Here is a 22,534-nt window from a genome sequence, read left to right as displayed (position 1 = left end):
TTCTGCGCACCGCTGTCGTTATTGTCAGCCGGGTTTCTTGAATAACCAATAACGATGAGCCTGCCATCCTGCCCATCCGAGCTATGGCCCGAATTTTCCCGCCTACTCGATATCGCACTGGAACTACCGCAGCTCGAACGCGCGAATTGGCTTGATCGACTGCCTGCCGAGCATGCGCAGGTATTGCCGTGGTTACGGCGCATTCTTCTCGGCTCCGCGCCGATGAAGGAAGATTTTCTGGACGCGCCACAGCTGCCTCAAGCGATGATTCCGGAAGAGTTCGGCCCCGGCGCGAATATCGGGCCGTATGCCGTGATCGGCGAGCTGGGTCGCGGCGGCATGGGTGCAGTGTATTGCGCGGAACGTATTGGTGGCGTGGCAGGTTTGCGCGTTGCCTTGAAGGTGATCAAACGCGGCATGGATACCGACGAGATTCTGCGTCGCTTCAGTCGCGAACGCGCGATTCTCGCCGCACTCAAGCATCCGAATATCACGCATCTGATCGATGGCGGAGTCACGCAAGCCGGGCGCGCGTGGTTCACGATGGAGCTTGTCGATGGCCTGCCGATCACACAATGGTGCGATCAACGGCAACTGACGATTGCCGCGCGTATCGAACTATTCCTGTCGGTATGCGCGGCAGTCCAGCATGCGCACCGCAACCTCGTCGTGCATCGCGATCTGAAACCGGGAAACATTCTGGTCACGAGCGAAGGTCAGGTCAAACTGCTGGATTTCGGTATCGCGAAATTGCTCGACGGCAGTAACGATAATGGTGAACAGACCCAATCACAAATCAAGTTGCTGACACCCGAATTTGCTGCGCCTGAGCAGCTGCACGGCGGAGTCATCACCACCGCCACCGACGTTTATCAACTCGGCCTGGTGCTGTATGAACTGCTTTGCGGTTATCGCGTCAAGGCACACGACATACGGGTACGATTGTCGGCGGCACCATTCCAGATCGATGCAAAAACCGCAGGCGGCACGATAGACGCCGACGCACTTGCGGCAGCACGCGGTTTACAAGCGGCGACTCTGCGCAAAACATTGTGCGGCGATCTTGAAAGCATTACGCACAAGGCCTTGAACGAGGAACCCGCACGGCGCTACGAAAGCGTCGGCGCACTGGCTGATGACTTGCGCCGTTATTTATTCGGACAGCCCGTGCGCGCTGTGGCTGATACGCGTCGCTACAAGATTGAAAAATTCCTGCGTCGGCATGCTGCGGCATCACTGCTCGTTGCAGTGCTCGTGATCGCATTGGTGGCAACTACCGTGGCGGCACTCATCATCGCTGCGCATGAGCGTGCCGAACGGCGCAGCGCCGAAACTGTTGCCGGATTTCTTGAAACACTGTTTCGCAACGCTGATCCACGCGTCACGCTGAAGCCCGAGACCGGCGCGGGGGAATTGCTACAATCTGGTGCAAAAATTGTGGGTGCACGCCCCGAGCTTGGTGTGCCGGTACAAGCGCGTTTGCTCGTCAGCATCGCCAGATCGATGCAGAGTCTGAGCATGCACCAACCCGCGCACAACACGTTTGCAGAGGCGCGTCTTTTACTCGATGTCGAGCACGATGATGAGCAAGTCGCCTATATTTCTGCGCTCGTTGCTTACAGCGATCTGGAGTCCGGTGAAGGTCAATACGCCGAGATCGAAAAGCAAAAAGCCGAGGCTTTGCTGCAGCGTCGGCAGATGTCGTCGTCAGCGGAGGGTCTTGCACATTTTGCTGCAGGTCTCGACGCGAATAATCTGTCGCAGAACGACGCCTGCGAAATCCACCTGCGTGCAGCAATGCAGTCGTCTGCGGCGTTAAACGCGGCTTACCCAGACATCCTCGCCGTATTGCTACTGGTGCGCGGGGAAAATCTCGCCGATAGCGGCGATCACCTCGCGGCAAGTCCGCTGCTGCACGATGCAGTAGAACAGTTTGCACATTTGTATGGCGCGGATCATCCAGAAACACTGCGCGCGCAACTGGGACTGGTCGAGAACGAGATGACGCTGGGACGGCTCGATTTTGAACCGATGATTCATCACGTGCTGGATCGATTCGACGCCACCCTCGGCAGCAATCATCGCGATACCCTGGTTGCAAAAAATCTGCTCGGTCGACTGTACCTCGCGCAAGGACGATCCGTGCTAGCGCTGGAGGTTTTTCAGGCGCTGCTGGCGCCGAGTGAGTCGGTATACGGCAACTCCGGCTACAACATGGCGATCAATTACGTGAATGTCGGTCTGACTGCGCTACGCCTTGGGCAAACTGGCCTGGCACGCGAGTATCTGCAGCGCACGCTGGCGGCGGTCAAGAACGCCCCATCTGACTTGCCACCGATCATGGCCGACCATGCGCGAGCAGGCTTGGCGTTGATCGACTGTAACGAACAGCCGAAAGCGGCGGCACTGGCAGCGCTGGATGAAATCGAGTCACGCTGGCACAACGACAAGACGGAACATGGTTTGTTCGCCCTATTACGCGATCAATGCCGAATGTCGCTGGGACAAGTTGATAGCCTACGCACGGAATTGCCGGCACTGATTGCCGAACTGCGTGGCCACTATGGCGGCAAGGACAGTGATACGCACATCGCCGAGGCATTGTTAGAGCGTGCCAGCGTCTCGCCTTAGATACCTTGACGCGCGCCTCGCGCACTGACCAAACTGATGCAAAGCGATTCAGGTCATTTGACCACGTGCGCATAAAATCGCACCTCATGCTGCGCCCACGCCGCAGGATGCCCGGCGAAGCCGCGCTGCAAAGTCGTATCGCGATAATTGGTGCCACCCGCCTGGGTGATTTCGGGACCTTCGGCACGAATCGCCATCGCCGATTTATCACTCGGGCGCACGATCGCGATATGGCCCGGTTTGTCGTCATGATGATTCTTGTAGGCGGCGACAACGAGGTCGCCACGATTGGCGTGCGCCTGCGCCTCGACCGCGTCGCGCACGGGCAACCAGCCCTGTCGCGCGCCCTGGTTTTCGAGCCAGTCGAATTGCGCATTGGCGAGCAGGATCTGCCCGTGTTCCGGCGGGCGCAAAATATATATTCCTACCTTTTTCGCCGCAGCGGCAACAAAGGCACTGCAATGCGTGTGCTTGCCGGGCGTCTTTTCGGGTTTGCCGTCAGGCTCGCCGGATTCCCAGTGCACATGCTCGCCCGCAGGCCAGCGTTGCTCGACATTGAGCGCGTCGATGCTGGCGATCAGTGCGCGCGCTGGCGCGCTGATCGGGTCGGCGTAAGCGAAGCCATGACCTGCGATGAGCGTGATTATCGCCAAGCAGAAAAACAGCGGTTTCATGCAGAACTTCCTCCAATGAAGATGTGGCAATTTCTTGCGTTGCGATGCCTACCATGATCGCTGCGCAGCACTCTCGCAAGCCAATTCGCAGCAACGCAGACACGCGCTGCGATCATCGTGATCAACGCGGTTCGAGCGGCAATCTAGACACGCAGTCGCCTGCGCCACGCAACCGCCGCCATGCCAAGCAGAGCGACCCCCAGCAATACCAGCATCCATTGCGACAACACTGGCACGTTAATCGGCGCGCTTGGCGCAGGTGCGACCGAGAATACGGCCGTGATCGCGCAGTCGGCAATGGCCGCGGCCGTGGTGTAGCTATTTCCATTCAAGGTGCCGCCGCAACCGCTGACGCTGGTTATCCGGTATCCGAAAGTCGGCGATACGATGACTATTGCGCTCGCACCGCTGTCAACGAGTTGGCTTGCCGGGCTGATGGTGCCGCCGCTTGTTGTGGTCGCACTCACAGTCCAGGTCTTGATCGTCGCCGAGCATGTTGCCGTTGTTCCGCCGCTCGCGCTGGCGCAGGTCCAGCTCCACGGATGGCCGGCGCCGCTGACTGCACTGGGTATGCCAGCGCTGCACAAGTGGGTCGGCGCGATAGGCAATGTCTGGCCATTATCCGCACCGCAGGCGCCATTGACGGGGGTCACGTCGCCTTGAAATTCGAACGCACCGATATCGCTGGGGATGTTGACGAAGCGTGCAAAGCCCGAGCCGCGTTGGTCGTTGACAATCAACGTATCGGGGATTGGGGTGGTAATGGTGCCCGCATCGATCAGGCACGATCCCGGCAGCAAGGCATGCGTTTGCGTACCGCCACCGTTGTTGGCGAGCGGCGCAAGTCCGGGCGTGGCACAGCCTAGAATCAGCAGGCCATTATCCAGATCGTTATGCGCTACCGTGCTGAACGTGCCGATCCAGTTGTGATCACCGCCCACCGTAGTGCTGAAGCTGGTATCGAAGTCGTGGGTGGTGGAGCCGTCACCGTTGCCGACAATAACCGTGTTGCTAAGGCTGCTAGTACCGCCGACGCCAAGATACCAGCCAGTTCCCTTGTTCGCGGTGATCGTCACCCAAGTAGCTTGCAATGCCGTGGTATCGATACCCGAGCCAGAACCGGTGAATGCCGAGTTGCCACTGACGGTGGAATTGACAATGTTCACCGGGCTGCCGCTGATGCCGCCACCGCCACCGAAACCGGCGCATGAATTGCCGCTAATCGTGCTGCCGTAGATGGTCAGCGAACTGCCGCAAATGCCGGCACAACTGAACGTGCCCGTGTTGTTGCTGACCGTGCTGGTATTCATGCTCAGCGACGTATACGCATAGACCCCGCCGCCATTGGTCGCGGTATTGCCACTGATCGCGCTGTCGTTGATCGTGAGGAAATCCGAGGTGATACCGCCGCCATTGCCATTGAACAATCCGTCCACATTGCCGTTGCCGATCGCAAGTCCCGACAACGTGAGCTTGAGTTTCGAGCCGGGCACCATGCCGCAATCGTAGATCGAGGCGCCGACCACACCGAAATGCGTGGCTGCACTCGCGCTGCGCTGGATCGTGACTTTGGCGATACCGCTGCCGGCCACTGGCGCCGCGTCGATGCTGAGGTCTTCGCTGATGGCAAGCCCATAAATACAGTTTGCACTGACGCTGCCTGCCGGTGGTGTCATCGGCGTATCCAGCACAATACTGCTGATGCCAGCGGCGAACTGGATGGTGTCCAGACCTGCGCTGCCGGCAGCGCAACCATTCACAGCCGCATTCGTATTGGCTGCCGTTACCGCATCCTGAATTGTGCATTTGCCCGCAACACTGCCTGAGCTCGCATCATCAACGTTGATCGTGTTGGCGTGTAACGGCGGGTTGGCCGAGAGTGCTGCAATAACGAAAACCAGACGACGCAGACTTGCGCATCCGCGACGAAAATGCAGATTCGACGAACTGAAACGTACCAGAAAATGTGTCATGCAAGACCTTCGAAGAATGTGGGTTCGAGGTCAAGAACGACATTCCCGCGCGAAATGGGACACGCCGATTCGCAGCTTGACGCACACGACTTTTATTCAGATAAGTCGCACATATTCGAGATAGCCTCAGTCGGACAGCAGCGCCATATCAAAGATGGCGGGCTTTTGGACGTCCAGACGTCTATCGGCAATAAATAATTCGCGCGCCACTTGCGTTGCATGACCCGCGCGCCTAGACTGCGCGCCGCTACAGGTGCCCAGGCTTATCGCATAGCCAATGGGTGAAACGGGAAGTCGGTGCGGATCACACGATCCAATGCCGACGCTGCCCCCGCAACGGTAAGCAAGTCAAACCCGATCAACTGCCACTGCACGCAAGTGTGGGAAGGCGATAGGGTCGGCATCGCACGATGCCGCTTGCGAGCCCGGAGACCGGCCTGTGGACTGTGCGGCGCGATCTCGTGCCGCATTCGCTCAAGGCGTTGCGGCGGGCAACGGACGGGCAGTCGCGTGCCGTTTGGCGTTGCTGTGTGTCCAGTCTCCGTGCGCCTTGCATCAATCTGCGGGTGTGCAATCCAGGAGGCTCCATGTACCGTTCTTCTCCGCTTTTTCTCGCCATCGTGCTGGGCTTGTCGTCCGCTAGCGCCTTGGCCGATACGCCGATCCAATCCGGGCCGAACCAGCCCGAAGTCGAAGTGACCGCATCGCGTGTCAGCCAAACCGTCGATCAGAGTCTGGCCAGCGTCAGCGTGATCACACGCGCCGAGATCGAGCGCAGCGGTGCGCAGGATTTCACCGAACTGTTGCGACTGACGCCCGGCGTGGATTTCGCGCGCACCGGTGGGCCGGGTTCAGCTACCAGCGTGTTCTTGCGCGGCACCAATTCCAATCACGTGCTCGTATTGATCGATGGTGTGCGGGTCGCCTCGGTCGGCACCGGCGGTTACGACTTCGCGCAGCTGCCGCTGGATGCCGTGGAGCGCGTCGAAATCGTGCGTGGCCCGCGCGCCAGCTATTGGGGTTCGGATGCGATTGGCGGCGTGATCCAGATTTTCACGCGCAAGCTCGATGCCGCCCACCTCGCTGCGGGTATCGGCAGCTACGGCACGTCCGAAGGATCCGCCGGCTACGGCAACTGGAACGGAGCGGAAGGTTTCAGCGTGCAGGTCGGCGCGCGCCATGTGCGTGGTTTCTCGGCGCAGAATGCGTTGGGCTACTCCTACAATCCCGATGATGACGGTTTGCAGAATCACAATATCGCCGCGCGCGGCGCGATCGCGCTGGGTTCACAAACCTTGTCCGGCTCGTTGCTGAGCAGCGAAAGCAGTGTCGATTTCGACAACAATCCCGGTGTCGATGAAGGCCACAGCAAGATGCGCAACCAGTCGGTCGGCATCAATCTGGAAGGCCCGCTTGCGGAAGGCTGGCAACAGCGCCTGAGTTTCGGTGCCGAGCGCGATCGCCTCGATACGCCGGCCTATTTCAGCCTGTTCAGCACGCGCCGCGAGAGCCTGACGTGGCAGAACGATTTCACCCTGTCATCGACGCAGCATCTCGTCGCCGGCCTGGACTTCGTGCACGAGCATGGCGTGAGCACCGACACCTACGCCAACGTGCCGCAATACCAAGGCACGCACGACAACAGCGCGGTGTTTGGCGGTTGGCGCGCGGTGTATGGCGTGATCGATACCGAGATCTCCGGCCGTTACGATCACAACAACGAATTCGGCAACGCGTTCACCGGATCGGTCGCGGCCGGATGGCAACTCAGCGACGCCGCACGTTTGGTGGGCAGCTTTGGTCAGGGCTTTCGCGGACCGAATTTGAACGAGCAGTTCTCGCCTGGTTACGGCGGTTATTACGCCGGCAATCCGGACCTGCGCCCCGAACGTTCGCACAGCGCCGAGCTCGGTCTGGAATATCGCCTGGACACGGCCAACAAGCTCAGCGCGCGGATCTTTTCCACGCGTGTGAATGGCCTGATCGATTTCAGCGGCGGCAGCATGTACCAGGCGATCAATATCAACCGTGCCGCGATCGACGGTCTCGAACTCGAACACGCCTGGCATGCCGACGTGTGGAGCATGACCAACACCGCGACTTGGCAAGATCCGCGCAACGAAGACAACGATGCGCAACTGCTGCGCCGGCCGAAGTTCAAGCTGACCTCGTTGACCGAACGCAGTTTCGGTGAGCGCACCAGCGCCGGTATCGAGCTGGCGTGGAGTGGCAAAAGTCAGGATGTAGGTAACACTACGCTCGGCAGTTATGCCTTGGTCAACCTGCGCGCGAGTTATGCGCTGACACCGTCGTGGAAGCTCACGGCACGTGTGGAAAACCTGCTGGATCGCGATTACGCGCTCGCCTACGGTTTCAATACGCCGGGCCGTTCGGGCTTTCTCGACATCGTCTGGCAGCCGCGCTAACAAAAGTTGCGAGCTGCGCCGAACAGCGCAGCTCGCCGCCGGTGTGAGCTACAAGAGCACGAATCGGTTGAGCCACATCAGGTTTTTTCCATGCTTTCATTCGGTAAAGACGCTGTACCCGCCAAGGCGCTGGCTATAGACTAAGCGTTGGACAGGGGAACTGGTCACGTTTATGAGTCGGTTGGATGCCAATCATCGCCGGACGCCGGCGGCTGCAATTCGTCTCGGCACGCGCAGCGATTTGCCCGCGCGCGTACTGACGCATCTGCAAAGTATTCTCGAGCTGTGCCGCAGTACGTTCACGCCGTTGCTGGACAAGGTACTCAACGAGTGCGAGCAGCAGCTTTTCCATATCGCGGAAAAAAGCGTGCACAGCCACCAGCAGGAACACGCGCTGGAAGGCCTGCGTGAAATCAAGCGCAAGCGCGCTGACATGACGCCGGTGATGATCCAGATGATCGAGGATTCGCTGGCACGATTCGACCGCTCCAGCAGCGCGCCGACCGATGCGGAAAATGTTCGCGGCAGCCGTATTAAGCCCGAACTCAGCCTGGTCGAAAACAGCGAGCTGGAACCATCGCTGGCGTTGCAGGAAATCGAAGCGCGCCACGCCATTCGCCACAGCCAGCAACTGCATGCGCTTGGTTATCGTTTTGGCGTGCTGGCGGCATCGGCGGCTTTTGATACGGAATCCCTGCCGATCGGCCCGGCGAACCTCTGCACGGCGTTGCGCACGTGTTGTGCGGGCATGAATCTGACCACCGATTACCGCGTGATGCTGTATCGCACCTTCGATCATTTTGCGTTGGGCGAGATCGATGTTTTGTATCGCCTGGTTAATCAGACCCTCGCGAAAAACGGCATCCTGCCGCACCTGCGCATCAGCCCGCAGATGCCGCGTGCGCTTGCTGGTCATAGTGGCAGCGCAGCGGCTACGACTGCGGCCGTCGACGAACCGATCCAGTCTCAAGCGGCGGCAATACCAGCAACGGAAAACTCCGCCGCTGCGAATGCTCCCGCTGCAGCCGCAGCGGCGCCGAATGAAGCAGTTGCCAGAGCAGCAAATAATCCGCCCGCTTCCAGCACCGAAGGCGACCTGCTCGCCTCGGTACGCGAACTGCTCGCCAGCCGTCGTGTGCCCGCGCGTTCACAGCCCGCACGCGCCGATGGCAGGGCGGTGCCGATCATCAGTCTCGACGATCTGCAAACCGCCTTGCTCGGACCGCAAGCCGATTTCTCGCAGGCGTCCAGCGCTCAGGATGCCGGCACGAATCGCAACTTCGGACCGCGTCCGACGACCAGTATCCCGAAAACCGCCGACCAGATCCGTCACGCGATGCAGCGTCGATCGCACCAGATCGATCCCTATGCGCCGCTGCCGCAACTCACGCCCGAACACACCGATACCATCGACCTGATCGACTTGCTGATGCAGCAGGTCAAACAGACGTTGCCGCGGCATGTGAACGCACTGGGATTAATCGACCAGTTGCACGCGCCGATGTTGCGTGTGGCATTGAGCGATGAAGGATTTTTCACCCAACGCGAACATCCGGCACGTCAATTGCTGAATACCTTGGTCGATGCGAGCCTGCATTGGCGCGACGAAAACGGCGTCGATCCCGATCCGTTGCTCGCGGAAAAAATCCAGTGGGTGCTGCAGCATCTGAATGCGGAAGCGCGACCAACACCGGAATTCCTCAATCAACTGCACGAAGACATCACGCGGGATTTGCAGACGCTGGAGCGCAAGGCCGAGATCGCCGAACGTCGCGCCATCGATGCGAGCCAAGGCCACGAACGTGTCGAAAGTGCGCGCTATCTCGCCACCGCGGCGATCGCCGAACGCATTGCGCGGCATGCCTCCCCGCCAAAACTGTTGCTGACTTTGCTGGAGCAACCGTGGACCGATGCGCTGACCCTGACCTTGCTGCGCCAGGGCAAGGACAGCGAGGAATATGCGCGGCGCCTGACCATCGCCGAAAGCCTGCTCGACAGCACGATTCCCGGCGCGCCGCCGCCGCCGACGGAAATGCGCGCGGAAATCGAATCGGGCTTGAGTCAGGTCGGCATGTACGCCGAAGATATCCAGGCGATCAGCGCGCGTCTGTTCACCCACCGCAGCACCACGTCGGTCGATGGAATCGAGACTGCAACGGCGAGCGCGCTAACCGAAAAACTCGAAGTCGCGGCGCAATCGATCAAGAAAGGTGTCACCACAAAACCGGTTGTGGCAGAAGCAGCCGAAGCCAAAGTCGCCGTTGCGCCGCTCAACGCGATCGAGCGCCAGATTCTGAGTCATCTGAAAACGCTGCCGTTCGGCACGTGGTTCGATTTTGTCACCAACCAGCAAGGCGATACGGTGCGGCGCAAACTGGCGTGGTATTCCACGCTCAGCGGCAACTGCCTGTTCGTCAACGCGCGCGGTGTGCGTATAAGCGAACGCAGCTTCGAACAAGTGGCACGCGATATGGCGAGCGACCAGATTCGCTTGTTCCGTCCGCCGCGTGAATCACTGATCGACCGCGCATTGAAATCGGTCTGGGATACGCTGCGCCAGCTCGGCGGTCGCAAGACGCCAACTCCGCCGCGCCCGCCCGCTTGATTGATGCAGCCCTGATCGATGCAACAACTTTCAGCCTGCCTCGCGTTATATCAACCGCAGCCCGACACCGGAATCATCATGCGAAACGATAATGGCAATGTTGCAAAAAACAAACGTCGCAGTGACCGCCGCAAGGTGACGGTCGCCATCCCGGTGACCAACGCGCTGACTGGCAGAATCGCCGGTCAACTCGTGAACGTTTCAGTCGATGGCCTCATGCTGGTTTCCTCACAAGCAGTCGCCGATGACAGCCTGCATCAATTCGATTTCACCCTGCCCGGCATGCGTGGCACAGGGCGACGCATGCAGGTCGGCGTGCACGAACAGTGGAGCGAATCGGCGAGCACGCCGGGGCAATTCTGGCTCGGCTTCAATATCATCGATATCAGCCCGGACGACGAGGTCGCACTCGATGCATGGGTACACGATTCGGCGGCATCGGGCGCGCTGATCTAGAACACGCTGAATCCCGCCGCCGCACTAACACAGCGGCAATCCGTTTGGTCGAAAACCACTGATATCGCGTATTTGACAGCCTGACAGGTCGCGGCTGTTTACGGCACAATGCGGCATCCTCGCGATCCGGATTCCGCCCATGCAAACTCAACTCGCCTCGTTGTATCCCTACCATATCGCCACGCTCAAGCAGCGCGCCGATGCCGCGCTCGCCGCTGGCGGATTCGATCACCTGCTGATTTCCAGCGGCGCGCAGCATTACCAGTTTCTCGACGACATGCCGTATCCGTACCAGGTCAGCGCGCAATTCAAGGCGTGGCTGCCGGTGACGCGCGCGCCGTATTCGTGGCTGGTGTATACGCCGGGCGCGAAGCCGAAACTGATCTATCTGCAACCGCACGATTATTGGCATGTCGTGCCCGAAGCACCGAGTGGTTATTGGGCCGAACATTTCGATATCGAGATCATTCGCGATGGTCGTGATGCGATTGCGCTGCTGCCGAAAAATATCGCACGTTGCGCAATCATCGCCGAGCCGCAGGCCACGCTCGGCGACTACGTGCCAAACAATCCCGAAGCAGTGGTCAACTACCTGCACTACCAGCGCGCCTACAAGACCGATTACGAACTCGTGATGCTGCGCGTGGCGAGCAAACTCGGCGCGCGCGCGCATCGTGCGGCGGAGGCGGCATTCCATCAGGGCAAATCCGAATACGATATCCAACTCGCTTATCTCGCCGCCGCGCATCAGGGCGAAAACGAACTGCCGTATGGCAATATCGTCTGCATCAACGAACACGGTGCGATCCTGCATTACACCGATCAGCAGCGTTTTCCACCCGCGCAGATTCATTCGTTCCTGATCGATGCCGGCGCGAGTTTTCACGGTTATGCCAGCGACATCACGCGCACTTATGCAGCACCACACGCGAGCGAATTCCAGCAGTTGATCGATGCCGTGGATACGGCGCAGCTCGACTTCTGCGCCAAGGTACGCGCCCGCCAGAGTTATCCCGATTTGCATATCCATGCGCATCATGTGCTCGCCGAAATTTTGCGTCAGCAGGGTTTCATCCGCATGAGCGCGGAGAGTGCGGTGGAGTCCGGAGTTTCGAGTGCATTTTTCCCGCACGGCCTCGGCCATTTCATCGGCTTGCAGGTGCACGACGTCGGCGGATTCCAGAAAAATATCGCCGGCGACACGATCGCCAAACCGGCGGCGCATCCGTATCTGCGACTGACGCGCACGCTGGAGCCGCGGCAAGTGGTGACGATCGAACCTGGCATCTATTTCATCGACATGCTGCTGGCCAAACTCAAAGACGGCGCGCATAGCAACGACATTGTCTGGAGCAAGGTCGATGCATTCCGGCGTTACGGCGGCGTGCGCATCGAAGACGATGTGGTCTGTACCGAATCGGCGCCGGAAAATCTCACGCGTGATGCGTTCGCCGCGACGCAAACCACGATCGCAGAAAGCGCAATCGGTGGCGGCTGACAATATTGCATGGCGCACTGATATATCGATCGAAATCAGATCTACGAACCTGCCTGCGACAACATACCGCAGGCGGGTATTGCGCACGGCCCAGCGCGTTGGCGTAGCATGACTCCGTGAATCCGTCGCAGACTCAATCGCAATTGCCACACAGGCTGCCGGATACGCCGCGCTCGTGGTTTCGCTCCAGCGCCGGACGACTTTATTTTTCGCGACTGGCAACAATCATCGTGCTCAAGCTCGTGCTGCTGGTCGGTTTGTATTACGCCTTTCTGAAACCCGCGGTGCGCCCCGATGCCAGCGCCGCAGCGATCCAGCATTTACTGCTCGATCCGGCGCCGCCACCAACTCACTGATCGCTCGCAACAGCACTGCGACATTCCACCGCACACATTAGTTCGCACAACGGCGTATGGTGGTCGGCGTGTCGAAGAACCCATCTTTTGTATGACGCCCGTGTTGGCGCTCGAAGTCGCTTCGCTGCGTGACTCGCGTACACGGTGCATGACTGCCTATTTTTTCTTCGCTAGCGGTGATCCCAATGATCGATGCTGATGTCGTTACGCTGTCGCGGCTGCAATTCGCGCTGACCGCGCTGTATCACTTCCTGTTCGTGCCGCTCACGCTCGGCCTGTCGTGGATTCTCGCGATCATGGAAAGCGTGTACGTGATGACCGGGCGCGACGTGTGGAAGCGCATGGTGCAATTCTGGGGCATCCTGTTTGGCATCAACTTTGCGATGGGCGTGGCTACCGGCGTCACGATGGAATTCCAGTTCGGCACCAACTGGGCGTATTACGCGCATTACGTCGGCGACATCTTCGGCGCACCGCTCGCAATCGAAGGCATGATGGCGTTTTTTCTCGAAGCCACGTTTGTCGGGCTGTTCTTTTTCGGCTGGGAAAAACTCTCGCGCGTGCAGCACATGAGCTGCACGTGGATCCTCGCGCTCGGCACCAATCTGTCGGCATTGTGGATCTTGATCGCGAATGCGTGGATGCAGAATCCGGTCGGCGCGGAGTTCAATCTCGCGACGATGCGCATGGAAGTCACCTCGCTCAAGGAAGTGTTTTTCAATCCGGTTGCGCAATCGAAATTTGTGCACACCGTAAGCGCGGGTTACGTGATCGGCTCGATGTTCGTGCTCTCGATCAGCGCGTGGTATCTGCTGCGCGGGCGCAATATCGATTTCGCGAAACGCTCGATGACGGTGGCGGCGAGTTTCGGCTTGGCCTCGGCATTGTCGGTGGTCGTGCTCGGTGATGAATCGGGCTACACCGTTTCGGAAAACCAGAAAATGAAACTCGCCGCGATCGAGGCGATGTGGGAAACCGAACCCGCGCCGGCTTCGTTCACGTTGTTCGGATTACCCGACATGGCGACGCGCACCACGCATGCGGCGATCCAGATTCCGTGGGTCATGGGGATCATCGGCACGCGCTCGTTCGATACCGTGTTGCCGGGCATCAATGATCTGGTCAAACGCGCCGAGGTGCGCATCAACGATGGCGTGATCGCGTATTCGGCGATGCAAACACTACGCAAGAATCCCGACGATGCCGCCGCCCATGCCGCGTTCGATGCGCACAAGGGCGATCTCGGTTATGCGCTGCTGCTGAAAAAATTCATCGACGATCCGGCCAAGGCAACACCACAACAAATCACCGCCGCGGCCGACAGCACGATCCCAAATGTGCCGGTGATTTTCTGGTCGTTCCGCATCATGGTCGGACTGGGCATCTATTTCATCGGCCTGTTCGCGCTATCGTTCTGGCTGGCTTCGAAACGGCAGCTGCAGAAACATCGCTGGTATCTGCGACTGGCGTTCTACAGCTTGCCGCTGCCGTGGATTTCCACTGAACTCGGCTGGATCGTCGCCGAATATGGGCGCCAGCCGTGGGCGATCGAAGGCGTGCTGCCAACCGCGCTCGGCGTGTCCTCGGTCAGCGCCGGACAAGTACTCACGAGCCTGATCGGCTTCGTGGTTTTCTACACCACGCTCGCGGTTGTCGATGTCGTGCTGATGCTGAAATACGCGCGCAGCGGTCCAGATGGACTAGGAATGTGGAACGACGATGAACCACGTTCATCCGCGCCGATCACCGCGTATTAATTCGCCGGAGAGAGAACATGTTCGATTATGAAACCCTGCGTGTGATCTGGTGGTTGCTGCTCGGCATTCTGCTGGTCGGTTTTGCGGTGATGGATGGTTTCGATCTCGGCGTCGCAGCACTGCTGCGCGTGCTCACGCATAACGACGACGAACGGCGCGCGCTGCTCGAAACGGTCGAGCCGGTCTGGGAGGGCAATCAGGTCTGGTTCGTGCTCGGCGGCGGCGCGGCGTTCGCAGCGTGGCCGATGGTGTATGCGGTTTCGTTCTCGGGTTTGTATCTCGCGATCATGCTGTTGCTCGCGGCGTTTATCCTGCGTCCGGTCGGTTTCGGTTTTCGCAACAAGATGCCGGATGCACGCTGGCGCAATCTGTGGGACTGGGTCATCACCTTCAGCGGTGTGGTCATTCCGCTGGTATGTGGCGTCGCCTTCGGCAATCTGTTTCTCGGCCTGCCGTTCCAGTTGGACGACAGCATGCGCATGACTTACAGCGGCAGCTTTTTCGCGTTGTTCACGCCGTTCGCGTTGTGGTGTGGACTGGTCAGCGTGACCTTGCTGCTGATGCACGGCGCAACCTATGCCGCGCTCAAGGCCGATGAATTGATCGCGGCTCGCGCGCGTCGCACCGCACAGCTTCTTGCGCTGGTATTTCTTGCGCTGTATGTGATCGCTGGAATCTGGCTCGCGATCGGCGTGCCGGGTTATGCGATCACCTCAACGGCGGCGCATGCAGGTGTCTCGAATCCGTTGCTCAAACAGGTAGCGATGCAGGGTTCGTGGTTTGCCAGTCATGCGCTGCATCCGGTGTTCTGGCTTGCGCCGATCGCGGCAATTGGCGCAACACTCGCATTGCTCGCACTGCTCGCCAAACATCGTTACGGCAGCGCGTTCATCGCCAGCGGCGTGGTTGTCGCGGGCACGATTTTCAGCGCGGGTTGCGCGCTGTTTCCGTTCCTGATTCCATCCAGCACCGATCCGCGCAGCAGCCTGACGGTGTGGGACGCCTCCTCCAGCCAAGCCACATTGTCGAACATGCTGATCTGCGTGGTGCTGTTGTTGCCGATCGTGCTGGCTTACACAACCTGGGTCTATCGCGTCCTGCGCGGGCGCGTGACGCTTGCGCATATTCGCGCCTCGCATTCGATTCAGTAAATATCCCCCGGCAAAGCCGGGGGCTTTATTGTGTGAGCCGCTCAAAGCGGCTAATCGGGGGCGCTAACGCGTCCCCAGTTTCAGTGGCACCTTGTGGTGCCGGTTAACGCCACAGATTCAACTGTTCCAGTCGGCGATCTTCATGCTCCTAGTTCTGTATGTACGCTCGTATCTGCGCTTCGTCTCGACCCACCGTTGATACGAAGTACCCTCGAGCCCAGAAATGTTGCCCCGTGAAATTTCGTTTCCGCTCGCCATACGTCCGCGCCAGATGGATCGCGCTCTTGCCTTTGATATACCCCACCACTTGCGACACCGCATACTTCGGCGGTATCGCAATCAGCATGTGCACGTGATCTGACATCAAATGCCCTTCTTCTATTCGGCTCTCGCGTTGCCCTGCCAACTGACGGAACACCTCCCCCAGATGCCGACGCAAATCTCCATACAAACTCTTCCTGCGAAACTTCGGTATAAACACGATATGGTATTTGCACTCCCATTTCGTGTGACTTAGGCTTTCGTACTCGTCCATCGGGATTCTCCGTTCATGTGCTTGGCGGCTCACGAACGGAGTTTCTTCGATGGACTCCCGGAATTGTCAAACTGTTACTGCCACCCCGGCATAGCCGGGGGATCTCCCTTATTGGTTTAGGAGTTGCGCTCATGTGGTATTTCACCTGGATCCTCGGTATCGGCCTCGCCTGCGCTTTCGCGATCCTCAATGCGATGTGGTACGAAGTGCACTCGCGCGATCAGGCCGCAGTTACGCCGATAAAACCCGCCGACCAAGCCTGAAGCCAGTCTCAGCCTCGGATTGCTGACCCGCTGCGCAGCCTTTCGCAGCGATTTCAGGCATGATGGCGGCTGCAAGAGTGTGTCATCAGGGGATTTTGCAATGTTTTTTCGTATCACCACGTTGCTGGCTGGTCTGGCCGCGACGTTCGCGGCGCACGCCGTGGAACCGGATTTTGCGTATTTTTTTGACAAGCATCCGAGCCAGATTCGTCATGTCGTTTCATGCGGAAACTGGCACCACGAGAACCTGCATGGGTTTTTCCGCATCGTCGAAGCGTATCAATTCGCGCAGTCGTATCTGTACGTGCAATGGATGAGCAATTACGATTTCCAGACCTCGGAAACCCACGCCATCGACACCGCTGCGCTCGCAGAAATCAATGCCGACCACGCCGAAATCACGCTCTCTGAAATTGCCTGCACGAGCACGCCCGGCAGCACACGTATCACCGCCAAGGCGAATTTTGCGCACGAGGACAAGTGGTATCGCATGCAGCTCGATCTCGGCCAGCAACCCGGCAAAAACACGCTCGAATTTGTCCGCTTGCCCAACACGCCCGACAAGAAACCTTGATACATTGCTGCACTCATGCATCACATCGCATGCAGTAATTCGGTGCCAGGAATTGGCCGGCCTGGCGAGCAGATGCGCCTTGAATATTCACTCACGACCTCATGACTGAACCTCAAACCGAATCTGCCGCCGCAGCACACGAGCCCGCCACACGCGGCCTGCTCGCGCGTTTGCGCTGGATGGTACCGTGCGGGTTTCTCGTGCTCACGGCGTGGCTGGTGTGGCACGAATTCGACAGCTTCGATCGCGTCAACATGCAGAGCACCTTGCTCGCGGTGCCGACGCTGCCTGCACTCGGCATCGCCGCGCTCGCGCTGTTCGGCGTCACCATCACCGGCCTGGTCGATCTGCTGATCGCGCGCTGGCTCGGCCTGAAAATATCCACGCGAGAAGTCATGCGTCTGGCTTTTGTCGCAAACAGTATGGCGAATACGCTGAACCTCTCCGGCGCGGTCGGCTCGGGCGTGCGCCTGCTCGGCTTGAACTCGTTGCGCATCGACCTCAGCCGCACTGCGGCACTGATCGGCATGCAGGTGCTCACGCTCTGGCTGGGTCTCAGCCTGATGGTCATCATCACTTTGGCCACCAGTTATCTGCCGATCACCGGCAGCGAATTCCAGCGTTTGATCGCGATCATCGTGCTGACCGGTGTCGCGCTGTATCTGCCGCTGTATTTTTTCCTGACCACGCGCCGCACCCTCATGCGTTGGCTACCGAACGACCAGGCCCTGCCATCGCTGCGGTTGAAAATCCAGCTCACGTTGGTGTCATTTATCGACTGGCTGCTCGCCGCCGCGGTGTTGTACGCGTGTTTGTATCTGTGCGATGCGCACGTCAAACCCGGCCTGCTGTTGAGTGCGTTCACTGGCGCCGCGGTGCTCGGTCTGGCGAGCATGATTCCGGGCGGGCTCGGCGTGTTCGATGGCCTGATGCTGGTCGCGCTGAGCGAAGCTGGTTACGACCAGCCATCGGTGTTGTCGGGCTTGATCCTGTTCCGCATCGCCTATTACCTGTTGCCGCTGCTGTGCGGTTTGTACCTCGGCTCGGGCATGCTGGCGCGGCGTATTCCGGGGCTGTCACGGCTCGCCGAGCGACTGCGCGAACATCCGATCTTCGGCGTGATCGGATTACCCGCGAGCCTGTTCGCCGATCTCGGCATGCGCCTGCTCGCGGTGCTGACGTTCGGTGCCGGCGCGATGCAGCTGGTATCGGCGGCGCTGCCATCGGTGCACGAACATATCGAGCTTGTGCGCGAAAATTTGCCGATGGTCGCGGTCGAAAGCTCGGCGTGGTTCAGCATCTTGTCCGGCGTGTTATTGCTCGGCCTCGCCCGCGGTATCGACGGACGTCTGCGAGTGGCGTATCGGCTCACGCAGTGGCTGCTTTTGATCAACTCGGTGCTCGCGATCACCAAAGGTCTGCATTTCGGCGAAGCGCTGTTCCTGCTCGCCGTGGCCGGACTGCTGCGCACGCGCAAACGCTCGTTCACCCATCGTGCGATGAGCCTGACTTCGGCCACCACGCTCGGCTGGTACAGCGGCCTGATCCTGTGCGTGCTGGTGTTCTTCGCTCTCGGTGTGCTCGCCGTGCTCGGCGACGACAGTTTCGACATGTTCTATTTCGGTTTCGGCGAACACAGTTCGCGCATGGCGCGCGGCGCGGCGGCGGCACTGCTCGGCGTAGTGATCTACACGATCTGGCAGGCGTTTGCGGTGAAGCGGCCCAAGCTCGCGCTGCCGACCCAGACCGACCTCGAACACGCGCGCGATATCTATCAGACCTACGGCGGCGGCGAATTTGCACATCTAAGTTTTGTCGGCGACAAACATTTGTTTTCGCCGCGCGATCATCATTCGATCGTCGCTTACGGTGCGGTACGCGATCGTCTGGTCGCGCTCGGTTCTCCGTGCGGGCCGGAGGAAGGCATCACGCGCGCAATCCTCGATTTCCGCAAATACGCCGACAGCCAAGATCGCGTGCCGGTGTTTTACGAAGTGCTCGAACCCGACTTGTTCCGCTACCACGACCTCGGCTTCGATTTGTTCAAGCTCGGCGAACTCGCGCTGGTGCGGCTGGAAGAGTTCACCCTGATCGGCAAGCGCTGGGAAGACCTGCGCCAGGCGGTGAATCGTTCGACCAAGGAACAACTCAGTTTCGAGATGCTCGAAGGACCATTCGACGCGGCGCTGCTGGCCGAAGTCAAACGTGTCTCCGACGCGTGGCTCAGCGAAAAAGGCGCGCGCGAAAAAAGTTTTTCGCTCGGTCATTTCAAGGCCGACTATTTGAATTGGAGTCCGCTCGCGCTGGTACGCCGCGCCGGTGAATTGATCGCGTTTGCCAACGTGTCGCGCCCCTACGGCCCGAACGGCACCGCCAGCGTCGATCTTATGCGGCATGTCGCCGGCGCACCGCGCGGCACGATGGATTTCCTGTTTGCGCGCGTCATGCAGTGGGCCAAGGATCAGGGCTACGAACAGTTCAGCCTCGGCATGGCACCGCTATCGCGCGTCGGCGACAACCCGTATGCGCGCATCAACGAGCGCCTCGCCGCACTCGCTTTTCAGTACGGCAACAAGCTCTACAACTATCAGGGCCTGCGTCGTTACAAGGAAAAATTCGCGCCGCAATGGGTCGGCGCGTATCTGGCATATCCACGCGGCGTATGGGTACCGAGTTTGCTGATCGACATCGCGGCGCTGGTCGATGGCGGTTATCCGCGCTGGCTGCGCTTGAAAAAATTCTGAGCGGTTTTCTGCAACAGAATTGCGCGCTGCGGGTTATTTCAAGGCGTTGAATATCGCCAAGCCGAGCCCGTCGTAATCGCCATCGTAATGGTGCCCGCCGGGCAATTCGAGGATGCTGACTTTCGGCTTGCCGGCGAGTTGTGCGCAGAATGAATCCGCGCCTTCGTCCTTGCCGCGCACGCAGATCACGCGCACTTTGCTCTTGGCGATTTCCGGTGCGAGCGGAATCGAACCGTCGTGATGTGCGCTGCCAAACCAGTCGCCGACTTTCACCTCGAACACCGCTTCGGCATCGGGTGAAATCAGCACTTGCGCGCTGATGCGATTCTGGATTTCCAGCGGCGCACGATTGATCACCACCGGCGCCAGACTCGCGCCGAACGAATATCCGATCACCACAAAATCCGCGCCGGGCCGGGTTTCACCGTAATGCTGGACGATGCGCGTCAACGCATCGGCAGCTTCTTCGGGTTTGCGCGTATGCCAGAAAAACTTGATCGTGCTCAGACCGATCACATCGATGCCACGCTGTGCCATCTGCTCGGCGACCGCGATATCGAGACCGGCCCAGCCGCCATCGCCCGATAAAATGATCGCGACCCGACCGGCAAAATTGCCCTGATGCGGCACCTCGACCAGCGGCAGATCGGCGACATCGTCCGGCAACACCGCCGAAGCGGTATGTTTGTCTTGCCATGCCGCAACCTGCATCGCAAACAGTTCTGCAGCGGCCTTTGCGGACATGGCGTTGACACCATGCCTGAAGTGCGACAAGGCCGAAAAAGTCTCGCCGATTTTTTCGCGTATGCCGGTCACGCGCGCACCCGGCGCATACGGCTGCGGCAACCACGGCGGCGGCAGTTTTTTGACCGGCACGATGCGCCAGCCGCGCACGCCGTCGGCCTTGGTCATCGCTCCGGCATCACCGACACAGATCGAACTCCGCGCGCGAAAATCGCTGTCCCAACCGAGCGTGGCGAGTCCGCTGAATGTACCCGCCGGCGCCTGCGCCGCGACCGCATACGCAAAGGTTGCGCCGGCGCCATCGCCGACCAGCAACGGATTGGTGAAGTTGGCCAAGCCCTGATGCCGCTGCATCCAGTCGCTGAGTTCCTCGAAGTGGCCGGACGGATACGCACATTTGTTCTTGATCGAATACAGCTGCTTCAGATAGACCGGCAGATCGATTCCCATCACCAGCGCGCCATCGTCGCTCAGCGCCTGCGCGAGCGCTTCACTGCGCGCGCTCCAGCCATCGCGATCGGAGATCAACATGACGCTGCGTCTGACTTCGCCGCTCGGCATCGCGACATGCACATCACCGAACAAACCGTAATGCACCGGTTGCGTGGCAACCGCGTGTGCCGATGCCATCCAGAGAAATCCGAGCATGAAAATCATGCCGCGCATCGACCCGCCGAATCGGCGCGACCGCTGCGACCAGGGGAAACTATCGGCGGCTGCAAATATGCCGAATCTGACGAACAACAACATCGCGGTATCCTTATTTGCGCTCGGCCTGTGTCGATCGCGCCGCGGCCATCAAGGCCTCGATCGCAGCGATGGTTTTCGGCGCATCGGCGCTGATGACTTCCGGATCGCCAGACGTGACGAGAACATCGTCCTCGATGCGAATACCGATGCCGTGCCATTTCGCCGGCACACTTTTCATATCGGGCGCGATGTAAATGCCGGGTTCGACCGTGACGACCATTCCGGGTTCGAGTTCGCGGAATACGCCGTCGATGCGGTAGTCGCCGACGTCGTGCACATCCAGCCCGAGCCAGTGTCCGGTCTTGTGCATGTAGAAACGCCGGTAGCTGGCTTCGCTGATATTTTTCTCGACACTGCCTTTGAGCAATCCGAGCTTGATCAGGCCCGCGGTGATCACGCGCACGGCCGCATCGTGATAGGCATCGAACGGACGACCGGCGCGCACTTCGTCGATCGCGGCGAGCTGTGCATCGAGCACGATCTGGTACAACGCGCGCTGCTCGTCGTTGAAGATTCCGTTGACCGGAAACGTGCGCGTGATGTCGGAGGCGTAACACTGATATTCAGCGCCGGCATCGATCAGCAGCAGATCGCCGTCGCGCAGCGGACCGTTGTTCGCACGGTAATGCAGCACGCACGCATTCGCGCCGCTGCCGACGATCGGCTCGTAGGACACTACCGCGTCGTGGCGGCGCAAGGTATGCAACAGCTCTGCTTCGATCTGGTTCTCGCTCATTCCCGGACGCGCCAGTTGCATCGCACGCACATGCGCCTCCGCCGCAATCTTCGCCGACTTGCGCATCACGCGCAGTTCGTCACGCGATTTGAACAAGCGCAGGTCGTGGAGCAAATGGCCGAGCGCGACAAATTCATGCGGCGCACGCGCGCCCTGCTTCACTTGCGCGCGCACATGATTGACCCAGCCGATTAGCTTGAGATCGAAATCCGGATCGCGGCCGAAGTGGTAATAAACACGTGTGCGGCCTTCGATCAGGCCGGGCAGAATGTCGTCGATATCGTCGATCGGAAACGCATCGTCCATGCCGAATTTTTCGACCGCGCCTTCCTGGCCGTAGCGGTGTCCGTCCCACGCTTCGCGCTCGGCATTTCGCTCGCGGCAGAACAAGATGCATTCGCCATGCGCACGACCGGGAATCAACACGAGTACCGCTTGCGGCTCGGCAAAACCCGTCAGGTAATGGAAATCGCTGTCTTGCCGATACGGATAATGCGCATCGTTATTGCGGATACGTTCGAGCGCCGCCGGCACGATGGTGATCGCATCGCGCCCGGTCATGCGCATGAGCTGACGACGGCGGCGAGCGAATTCTTTCTGATCGATCATGCGTTTACTCGAAGCGGAATTTGCGGCGCTGAGGTTGAATCGCTAGTGACAA

At 59.6% G+C, this 22,534-nt stretch carries 16 protein-coding genes and 1 riboswitch; of the genes, 11 read left to right on the top strand and 5 right to left on the bottom strand.

Translation table 11 applies throughout. The annotated features are described in order from the left end of the window. Positions 1–54: 54 nt before the first annotated feature. Complete coding sequence (locus ELE36_RS02795) at positions 55–2,631, top strand: serine/threonine-protein kinase (RefSeq protein ID WP_129831644.1); 2,577 nt, start codon at positions 55–57, stop codon at positions 2,629–2,631. Between the two features lie 53 nt (positions 2,632–2,684). On the opposite strand, the gene ELE36_RS02790 is transcribed toward ELE36_RS02795, so the two are convergent. Both ELE36_RS02790 and ELE36_RS02785 read right to left on the bottom strand, forming a co-directional pair. Beyond that, positions 2,685–3,305, bottom strand: coding sequence for a hypothetical protein (locus tag ELE36_RS02790; RefSeq protein WP_129831643.1), 621 nt, complete (start codon positions 3,303–3,305; stop codon positions 2,685–2,687). Positions 3,306–3,448: 143 nt separating this feature from the next. Then, positions 3,449–5,278, bottom strand: coding sequence for an IPTL-CTERM sorting domain-containing protein (locus ELE36_RS02785; RefSeq protein WP_129831642.1), 1,830 nt, complete (start codon positions 5,276–5,278; stop codon positions 3,449–3,451). A 234-nt stretch (positions 5,279–5,512) separates the two neighbouring features. After that, positions 5,513–5,733: riboswitch (cobalamin riboswitch) on the top strand. 132 nt (positions 5,734–5,865) lie between these two features. On the opposite strand from ELE36_RS02785, the gene ELE36_RS02780 reads away from it, so the two are divergent. From ELE36_RS02780 to cydB, 7 genes are all read left to right on the top strand, one after another. Continuing rightward, positions 5,866–7,704: a TonB-dependent receptor plug domain-containing protein gene (locus ELE36_RS02780; RefSeq protein WP_129831641.1), complete on the top strand. Its 1,839-nt coding sequence runs from the start codon at positions 5,866–5,868 to the stop codon at positions 7,702–7,704. A gap of 172 nt (positions 7,705–7,876) precedes the next feature. Beyond that, positions 7,877–10,309, top strand: coding sequence for a DUF1631 family protein (locus tag ELE36_RS02775; protein WP_129831640.1), 2,433 nt, complete (start codon positions 7,877–7,879; stop codon positions 10,307–10,309). Between the two features lie 78 nt (positions 10,310–10,387). After that, on the top strand, positions 10,388–10,765 hold the full coding sequence (locus tag ELE36_RS02770) for a PilZ domain-containing protein (RefSeq protein ID WP_129831639.1): 378 nt from the start codon (positions 10,388–10,390) through the stop codon (positions 10,763–10,765). A 139-nt stretch (positions 10,766–10,904) separates the two neighbouring features. Next, positions 10,905–12,263, top strand: coding sequence for a Xaa-Pro dipeptidase (pepQ, locus tag ELE36_RS02765; RefSeq protein ID WP_129831638.1), 1,359 nt, complete (start codon positions 10,905–10,907; stop codon positions 12,261–12,263). A gap of 116 nt (positions 12,264–12,379) precedes the next feature. After that, positions 12,380–12,619, top strand: a complete 240-nt coding sequence (gene cydP / locus ELE36_RS02760) for a cytochrome oxidase putative small subunit CydP (RefSeq protein WP_129831637.1) — start codon at positions 12,380–12,382, stop codon at positions 12,617–12,619. A 185-nt stretch (positions 12,620–12,804) separates the two neighbouring features. Beyond that, positions 12,805–14,376: a cytochrome ubiquinol oxidase subunit I gene (locus ELE36_RS02755; protein WP_207215848.1), complete on the top strand. Its 1,572-nt coding sequence runs from the start codon at positions 12,805–12,807 to the stop codon at positions 14,374–14,376. A gap of 17 nt (positions 14,377–14,393) precedes the next feature. Then, positions 14,394–15,527, top strand: a complete 1,134-nt coding sequence (gene cydB / locus ELE36_RS02750) for a cytochrome d ubiquinol oxidase subunit II (RefSeq protein WP_129831636.1) — start codon at positions 14,394–14,396, stop codon at positions 15,525–15,527. 148 nt (positions 15,528–15,675) lie between these two features. On the opposite strand, the gene tnpA is transcribed toward cydB, so the two are convergent. Further along, entirely contained in the window at positions 15,676–16,062 is a 387-nt protein-coding gene (gene tnpA, locus ELE36_RS02745; protein WP_129831635.1) for an IS200/IS605 family transposase, read from the bottom strand. A gap of 131 nt (positions 16,063–16,193) precedes the next feature. On the opposite strand from tnpA, the gene cydX reads away from it, so the two are divergent. From cydX to mprF, 3 genes are all read left to right on the top strand, one after another. Then, complete coding sequence (gene cydX, locus ELE36_RS02740) at positions 16,194–16,325, top strand: cytochrome bd-I oxidase subunit CydX (protein WP_129831634.1); 132 nt, start codon at positions 16,194–16,196, stop codon at positions 16,323–16,325. Positions 16,326–16,425: 100 nt separating this feature from the next. Further along, positions 16,426–16,899 (top strand): hypothetical protein, encoded by a 474-nt coding sequence (locus ELE36_RS02735; protein WP_129831633.1) that lies wholly within the window; start codon positions 16,426–16,428, stop codon positions 16,897–16,899. 101 nt (positions 16,900–17,000) lie between these two features. Then, positions 17,001–19,643: a bifunctional lysylphosphatidylglycerol flippase/synthetase MprF gene (gene mprF, locus ELE36_RS02730; protein WP_129831632.1), complete on the top strand. Its 2,643-nt coding sequence runs from the start codon at positions 17,001–17,003 to the stop codon at positions 19,641–19,643. 33 nt (positions 19,644–19,676) lie between these two features. Here mprF and ELE36_RS02725 read toward each other — a convergent pair whose 3' ends face one another. Both ELE36_RS02725 and pepP read right to left on the bottom strand, forming a co-directional pair. Then, entirely contained in the window at positions 19,677–21,137 is a 1,461-nt protein-coding gene (locus tag ELE36_RS02725) for an AcvB/VirJ family lysyl-phosphatidylglycerol hydrolase (RefSeq protein ID WP_129831631.1), read from the bottom strand. 10 nt (positions 21,138–21,147) lie between these two features. Next, a complete protein-coding gene (gene pepP / locus ELE36_RS02720; protein ID WP_129831630.1) occupies positions 21,148–22,482 on the bottom strand; it encodes a Xaa-Pro aminopeptidase in 1,335 nt (444 codons plus the stop codon). Positions 22,483–22,534 lie beyond the last annotated feature (52 nt).

This window comes from Pseudolysobacter antarcticus, assembly GCF_004168365.1.
Classification (GTDB): Bacteria; Pseudomonadota; Gammaproteobacteria; order Xanthomonadales; family Rhodanobacteraceae; genus Pseudolysobacter; species Pseudolysobacter antarcticus.
The sequence above is the reverse complement of the archived record's forward strand: the minus strand, read 5'-3'. Positions and strand labels throughout refer to the sequence as shown.

Excerpts from the sequence above, each read along its gene's own strand:
- mprF (WP_129831632.1), top strand. The coding sequence starts at position 17,001 with ATGACTGAACCTCAAACCGAATCTGCCGCCGCAGCACACGAGCCCGCC.
- cydX (WP_129831634.1), top strand. The coding sequence starts at position 16,194 with ATGTGGTATTTCACCTGGATCCTCGGTATCGGCCTCGCCTGCGCTTTC.
- ELE36_RS02735 (WP_129831633.1), top strand. The coding sequence starts at position 16,426 with ATGTTTTTTCGTATCACCACGTTGCTGGCTGGTCTGGCCGCGACGTTC.
- tnpA (WP_129831635.1), bottom strand. The coding sequence starts at position 16,062 with ATGGACGAGTACGAAAGCCTAAGTCACACGAAATGGGAGTGCAAATAC.
- ELE36_RS02770 (WP_129831639.1), top strand. The coding sequence starts at position 10,388 with ATGCGAAACGATAATGGCAATGTTGCAAAAAACAAACGTCGCAGTGAC.
- pepQ (WP_129831638.1), top strand. The coding sequence starts at position 10,905 with ATGCAAACTCAACTCGCCTCGTTGTATCCCTACCATATCGCCACGCTC.
- ELE36_RS02775 (WP_129831640.1), top strand. The coding sequence starts at position 7,877 with ATGAGTCGGTTGGATGCCAATCATCGCCGGACGCCGGCGGCTGCAATT.
- ELE36_RS02795 (WP_129831644.1), top strand. The coding sequence starts at position 55 with ATGAGCCTGCCATCCTGCCCATCCGAGCTATGGCCCGAATTTTCCCGC.
- ELE36_RS02755 (WP_207215848.1), top strand. The coding sequence starts at position 12,805 with ATGATCGATGCTGATGTCGTTACGCTGTCGCGGCTGCAATTCGCGCTG.
- ELE36_RS02725 (WP_129831631.1), bottom strand. The coding sequence starts at position 21,137 with ATGTTGTTGTTCGTCAGATTCGGCATATTTGCAGCCGCCGATAGTTTC.
- pepP (WP_129831630.1), bottom strand. The coding sequence starts at position 22,482 with ATGATCGATCAGAAAGAATTCGCTCGCCGCCGTCGTCAGCTCATGCGC.
- ELE36_RS02780 (WP_129831641.1), top strand. The coding sequence starts at position 5,866 with ATGTACCGTTCTTCTCCGCTTTTTCTCGCCATCGTGCTGGGCTTGTCG.
- ELE36_RS02790 (WP_129831643.1), bottom strand. The coding sequence starts at position 3,305 with ATGAAACCGCTGTTTTTCTGCTTGGCGATAATCACGCTCATCGCAGGT.
- cydB (WP_129831636.1), top strand. The coding sequence starts at position 14,394 with ATGTTCGATTATGAAACCCTGCGTGTGATCTGGTGGTTGCTGCTCGGC.
- ELE36_RS02785 (WP_129831642.1), bottom strand. The coding sequence starts at position 5,278 with ATGACACATTTTCTGGTACGTTTCAGTTCGTCGAATCTGCATTTTCGT.